The following is a 6,107-nucleotide window of genomic DNA, read 5'->3' as shown; positions in this document are numbered from 1 at the left end:
GACCGTGACCGAGGGCAGCATGATGCCGAGCTCCGTGTCGTAATCCTCGTACGCTGAATAGAACCCGTGGGTCAGTTTGGGGATCGGGACTTTGGTAAAACCGGCCAGCTGGGCAAGCTGCTCGATCTCCTTGTCCTCGTCATGGATGCTGCAGTCGATCCAGGCGATGCTGGCATCCCTGAGTGCCAGAAAATAATCTTCGACCTTCTGGTCTACCAGTCTCTCAATCCTGCCGTCGGGATGAAGAAGGATACAGAAACTTAACGGTACCGTGACCGTACTTGACGTTGTCTGCTGGCGGTCGTGCATCTTCATAGAAACACCGTTTCATCCATGGACCCGGATTGATCTAGGAGATCTACCGGGTAATTGATACTGGATACGTATATAGGTAGTTCCATGTCGCTTTTCCCACGGTTATTTATAAGATTCCCTCAAAGCAGTCTGTACCAGAGGGAGATTGATATGAACAGTAAGTCCCGGGCAATACTTCTCTTGATAGTTCTTGCAGGTCTCTGCATTGTCCCTGTTGCAGCCGATACAACATCTGATGAAAGCGGTCAGGGATGGTATGTCATCCACTGCAATGTTGAATGGGCCAAGGTCTATCTTGATGACAAATACGTTGGCGAAACCGCCCTGGGTGCATTGACCGTCCAGGTGCCTGCAGGTACGACATACAAGAAAATCCGTGTCCAGAAGAGCGGGTACGCAACCTTTACCAATTCACTCACGAGTTCACCTTCAACCGATGAGAAAGTGCACGTGTACACGACACTTAACCTGCTCCCGGAAACAACCGAAACCGCGGTTGGCGGGGACGTGGGATGGTATGTTGTGCACTGCAATATCGAGGGTGCAACAGTCTTCTTCGATGGACTGGACAAGGGCGAGATAACAAGGGGTGTCGTCTATGTGCCGGTGTACAGTACCGGGACACCGTACCGGGAATATACCGTGAAGAAAGACGGTTACACTACCTACACGGGATCGATCCCCACCGTTCCCGGGAAAGGGCAGACCTACGACCTCTACGCCACGCTCAATCCCACCACAGCGCCGTCCCCCGGTGCGACAATCGGCGGCGATATCGGGTATTACAAGGTGAATTGTAATGTCGATGGTGCCACGGTGCTGTTCGATGCAGACGAGAAAGGGACGATTGAACAGGGCAGCCTCATTGTCCAGGTCTATGTTACCGGCACACCCTACAAGACGTTCACGGTCAGCAAGAGCGGATATCTCCCCTACACGGGGAGAATCGAACGCTATCCCGTGAAAGGCGAGACCGTCAACCTGTATGCAACGCTGGCAACCGACCTTTCGGCACCGTCATCTGCTCCAACAACCCCCCAACAGTCCTCCCTGATCCCCCTGACCTGCGGGATTGCGCTGGTGATTGCCGGTGCTGTCGCAGTTCTTGTGAGAAAATAATCCCTCTGTCACTCTTTTTCCCCGCCGTTTCAAACATTGTCACGTCACGAGCAGTCAGGGTGCATCTGTGGCGTTCCCCGTGCGCTGCACCCCCTGATTTTTTAATAACGGAGATTTCGCAAGCCTTTATCATCTTCATGGTTGTTCATTATTGCAGATACGAAAATACCCCCATTCAGGAGAGAGATACCCATGATAGCGCTCCGGTTTTACCGGATTTATGATATTGGAAGGGAGATGGATCTCGACTGGCTCGAGAAGGCCCTTGCCCAGAACTATTTTACTGCACGGACGAGTTTTGTCCGGGTCAAGCCCAAGTCCATCATGATCGAGGACCCCCCGCTCATGATCCAGATGCACCCGATCCGGGTGGAGCGGGACGGCCGGCCGTTTGAATTCTCGGTCGTTGCCCGCGTATACGATATCGGTGCCATCAGCTTTTGTTTTATCTATGAGACGCCGGATGCAGATATCAGCAAGCTGGAAGAGATTGCCTTTTTGTTTGCCGGCCAGGAAGGGCTCTCGGAATTTTACGTCCAGTACCTCAAGACGCTTGGCGAGATCATGCGCCCGCACATCAAAAATTTTGCCATCGATACGGACTTTTACGAGGATTACTCCGTGTATGTCACGGACAAGCGGGGCGATTCCATTGATCCGGTTGCGCTCCTTCTTGGCGAAAAGGCCAATATCGCCCCGCAGATGCGCGAAGAGATCATCAAAAATTCCCTCAGTTACACAACCGATGACCTTGCAATCCTGTCCTGGGACTCGGCCCTGCTCTGTAATCCAGATAACCCGACGGATCTCATCGATCTCATCGAGTTTGCAAACGTGCAGGTGCTGGAACTCCGGTACTATGACCGGGAACTCGCCCGCGAGATGGAGAAGATGTACGACGCCATCGAGCACGCGGACCGGATGTCCCCGTTCTTCCGGGGCCGGCAGTACCACGCTATCATGGCCAAGCTGATGGAGACCTCGGCCGAGATCTCGGAGATTATTGAGAAGGTCGAGAACCTGATCAAAGTCACCGAAGATGTGTACAATGCGCGGGTCTATGCCACAGCGTTAAAAGTGCTCCGGAGCGGCCAATGGAGCGAGAACGTGAGCAGGAAGATGCGGGTGATCAAGGAGAATTACTCGATGCTCTCGGACGAGGTCCGCATCCAGCACTCGAACTCGCTGGAGTGGATCATTATTATCCTCATCGCCCTTGAGATCCTGCTTGTGGTCTGGGAGAATCTCCTGCATTGATCCGGGGAGGGGTGTATCCTGCCGTTCGAGTGCTTCCAGTGCGGGGAGTGCTGCAGTTATCTCGGGTACGTCCACGTGATCAAGGAGGAGTACGGGGACTACCGCTTCCTCGTCCATAATAATTATACCAATGAAGATACGCCGGTGACGGTTGACCCGGACAAGCTCGGACTCTTCGACGACAAGAGCATCTTTACGGCCCTCCCGGATGCCTGTCCCTTCTTCCGGTTCCAGCCAGGAACCGACAAGGCATGGTGTACCGCACACCTGACCCGGCCCGATATCTGCCGAGACTATGGCTGCTGGCGGCTCCTGATCCTCGACCACAAGGGACGCCGCGTTGGCCGGATCATGAACATCAGGACGCTCTGCTCCGAGAATGCCCTCCTCACAAAGATCTGGGAGAGTTGTGTCGAGGAGCATAAGGAGCCTGATGACCGGAAATGGGAGGAGACCATGACCCGGATCCTCCGGAATGCCGGGTATACCGTGCGGAGGTAGGCCCTGTTCACTTTCTCCCCGCGCACTCACTCCCTTAATACCGTCCCCTGCCTTGTTCTCATCATCCTATGATCGGGAAAGGTGCCTACCTCCGGCAACTGACGGCATCGACCATGCCGATGAAATCGCTTGCCATGGGTAAGGAGATTGAAGGCAGTACCCCCCCGTCGGTATTCATCGGGAGCTGGAACTATCCGGATGTCTTTGCGGGCCCCATGGTCGTCCCCGAGCATGGAGACACCATGGTCATGGACATGCCCGAAGCATGGATACCCGGAAATCATACGCAGGAAGAGATCATCGGGTACCGCATGAACCTTATACGGGGCAAGCGGCAGGTGCATGCAGCGGATCTCGATAACCGGTTCATCGGAAAACTCCAGGAGATAGCGCTTTCGAAATCATCGCTTGAGAGCGAAGTTGCCTTTACATCCGCCCCTCAGGGGCAGTCATTTTCCGAGGAGCACACCCCGTTTGGGCCGAGCGCGGGGATCGAACGGTTCGATGTCGAGCCCGGGCGGTGGAACCCGAATCTGGAACGTACCTTCTATGATACAGACCTCAGGGCGGCAGATGCCGTAGTGGACCTGCACAAAAACAGGGTGCCGTTCTCCAGTATCCAGAAAGCATTCTCTGTCGGGACGATGGGCCAGGGGAGGGCACGGCACCTTGTCCCGACACGGTGGTCGATCACGGCCTGCGATACGATCATCGGCGACCGTCTCCTGTCGGATGTGAAAAGGAATGCCGTGATCGATACCTGGAGGGTGTACGAGTTTTCGAGCCTCAACAACCATTACGCGGTCATCCTGATGCCGACGGCATGGCAGTACGAATGGTCGGAGGCATTTCTCCATGTGCTGGGAAATGAGGAACTGGTCTTTTCCGACCACGAGGGTACGAAGAAAAAAACCACCTACTCCCCGCTTGGCGGGTGCTACTACTCCTGCAAGATGGCGGTGCTCGAAGCACTTGCCCGGGAAGGAAAGCAGGCGGGGGCAATCATCTTGAGGGAGGCAAGGAATGGCTATGTCCCGATGGGGGTCTTCAATGTCCGGGAGAATGTCCGGAGCGCGATGCAGCAGACCCCGACCGAGTTTGAAGGGATACGTCCGGCACTCCGGTACCTGACGGATAAATTCATGCTGCCGGTGACCCGGTTCATCGAGGAAGGCCCTCTCCTGCAATCGACCATCCGCGAGAGGCAGTGCCGGCTTGGCGATTTCCTCTCCATTGGTGGGTGAGGGTGCTGTATGGTGCTCGTGTTGCCATCCCGGGAAACCGGCCACAGGTCCCATGATACAATACCCGGTGCGGCAGGAATTTCTGATCCCGCCATCGGCCGGATCATTTTCCATCTCGATATGGACAGTTTTTACGCATCCGTAGAGGAGCAGAAACAACCGGAACTGGCGGGAAAACCTGTTGTCATCGGGGCGGATCCCAAACAGGGAAAAGGACGCGGGGTTGTCTCGACCTGTTCCTACGAAGCGCGGAAGTACGGCATCCGCTCTGCCATGCCGATATCCCAGGCGTATGTCCTCTGCCCCCATGCCGTCTTCCTCCCCCCGGATTTTCCCGCATATGTCCGGGCATCGGCTGCGGTGATGGCGATCCTCAAGTCGTACGGTTTCCGTATGGATCAGGTGAGCATCGATGAAGCATTCCTGGATATAAGTCACCTGAAAACTTTTGAGACAGCACAGGCATTCGCCGAAGAAGTCCGGAAGAGTATCCAAAAACGTCTGGGCCTCTCCTGTTCAATCGGCATTGCCCCTTCGCGGACCATTGCCAAGATTGCCTCGGATTTCCGGAAACCCGGCGGGCTCACCATTGTGACGCCATCCGCAGCCCGGGACTTCCTATCCCCGCTTCCTGTACGGAGAATCCCGGGAGTGGGAAAGAAAGCCGAGGGGATGCTCTTTGAGATGGGAATCCGGACGATCGGCGACCTTGCACGGCAGGATGTCCAGGTCCTGATCGGCAGGTTCGGGCGAAGTGCCGTCTCTCTCCACCATCTTGCCTGCGGGATCGACAGCAGCAGAGTACCGGAAGGATCGGGTGAGACCAAATCAATCTCACGGGAGACAACCTTCGAAACCGATACGGATGATGTTGAGGGGATTATCTCAATGCTGGACGCACTTGTAGGAAGTGTCTCCGGGACATTGTCAGAAGAAAACCTCCGGTTTCGGACACTCACGCTGAAGATCCGCTACACGGGTTTTATCACCCGGAACAGGAGCCGGAGTCTCACTCATTTCACGAATAATCCTGCATCCTTACAGTCGCTATCCCATACCCTCTTCCGTGAGGAGTACGATGGCAGGAAGATCCGGCTCATCGGGGTCCGGCTATCGTCTTTTGAGAAGAGGGATGCAGCCCAGGCAACATTGCCGTTGTGACCATCAGGAGACAAGTGAAGCAGATCTTCTGAACGCCCTCTCAACATCTTCCGGCTCAACCGTGAAAGCATCGATTCCCTGCACCAGTGCCCGAACATCTGGGCAGGGGAGGTCCACCCGGCAGCCTGCCGAGTCCAGGATCTTTTCTGCAAGACGGTGCGCAGTCCTCCTGTTTCCCTCCCTGAAGGCAGGGTATGCGCACAGGGACCAGAATACAAGGGCCGCTCGGGAGAACGGGTTGTCTGTCAGGTTAGCCTGGAAGACCAGCTGGTGCAGGTTCCCTTCAGAGACAATTCGGAGATCAGCCTGTGAATCTGCAAGTACATTCCTGTGTATGTTAACAATCAACTCCAGTGACACGTCCTGCATTACGGCACCTCCCCATGCAGCCTGTACGGGTACGCAGCGGCAGCTCATGAAACCGCTGTTGATAGCGCAGGGGGGGTCTTCCGCTGCATATCCGGCATGGGGGGTACCCACCCTGTCTCCTATCCACCTCTGACGCTGCCC

The 6,107-nt window shown here is 55.5% G+C and carries 6 protein-coding genes and 1 pseudogene; 5 read left to right on the top strand and 2 right to left on the bottom strand.

Annotation, left to right across the window (positions count from 1 at the left end; genetic code table 11):
- A pseudogene (locus CW742_RS05505) lies at positions 1–315 on the bottom strand (magnesium transporter CorA); the annotation flags it as partial.
- A gap of 150 nt (positions 316–465) precedes the next feature.
- Here CW742_RS05505 and CW742_RS05500 point away from each other — a divergent pair.
- From CW742_RS05500 to dinB, 5 genes are all read left to right on the top strand, one after another.
- Complete coding sequence (locus tag CW742_RS05500) at positions 466–1,434, top strand: PEGA domain-containing protein (protein ID WP_292417590.1); 969 nt, start codon at positions 466–468, stop codon at positions 1,432–1,434.
- Between the two features lie 192 nt (positions 1,435–1,626).
- Entirely contained in the window at positions 1,627–2,691 is a 1,065-nt protein-coding gene (locus tag CW742_RS05495; RefSeq protein WP_292417587.1) for a hypothetical protein, read from the top strand.
- Positions 2,692–2,706: 15 nt separating this feature from the next.
- Positions 2,707–3,192: a YkgJ family cysteine cluster protein gene (locus CW742_RS05490; RefSeq protein ID WP_342764863.1), complete on the top strand. Its 486-nt coding sequence runs from the start codon at positions 2,707–2,709 to the stop codon at positions 3,190–3,192.
- Between the two features lie 68 nt (positions 3,193–3,260).
- The gene (locus CW742_RS05485) at positions 3,261–4,436 is read left to right on the top strand and encodes a hypothetical protein (RefSeq protein ID WP_292417584.1); all 1,176 of its coding nucleotides are present in this window, start codon (positions 3,261–3,263) and stop codon (positions 4,434–4,436) included.
- A 9-nt stretch (positions 4,437–4,445) separates the two neighbouring features.
- Positions 4,446–5,597, top strand: coding sequence for a DNA polymerase IV (gene dinB / locus CW742_RS05480; protein WP_292417582.1), 1,152 nt, complete (start codon positions 4,446–4,448; stop codon positions 5,595–5,597).
- Between the two features lie 3 nt (positions 5,598–5,600).
- Here dinB and CW742_RS05475 read toward each other — a convergent pair.
- On the bottom strand, positions 5,601–6,107 hold a 507-nt coding region (locus tag CW742_RS05475), incomplete at its 5' end, for a hypothetical protein (protein WP_292417579.1).

Source organism: Methanoregula sp. (assembly GCF_002835825.1).
Lineage (GTDB): Archaea > Halobacteriota > Methanomicrobia > Methanomicrobiales > Methanospirillaceae > Methanoregula.
This window is presented reverse-complemented; position numbering and strand designations above follow the sequence as displayed.

Bases quoted from the DNA above. Each gene is read 5' to 3' on its own strand.
- CW742_RS05500 (WP_292417590.1), top strand. From the start codon at position 466: ATGAACAGTAAGTCCCGGGCAATACTTCTCTTGATAGTTCTTGCAGGT.
- CW742_RS05495 (WP_292417587.1), top strand. From the start codon at position 1,627: ATGATAGCGCTCCGGTTTTACCGGATTTATGATATTGGAAGGGAGATG.
- CW742_RS05485 (WP_292417584.1), top strand. From the start codon at position 3,261: ATGATCGGGAAAGGTGCCTACCTCCGGCAACTGACGGCATCGACCATG.
- dinB (WP_292417582.1), top strand. From the start codon at position 4,446: ATGGTGCTCGTGTTGCCATCCCGGGAAACCGGCCACAGGTCCCATGAT.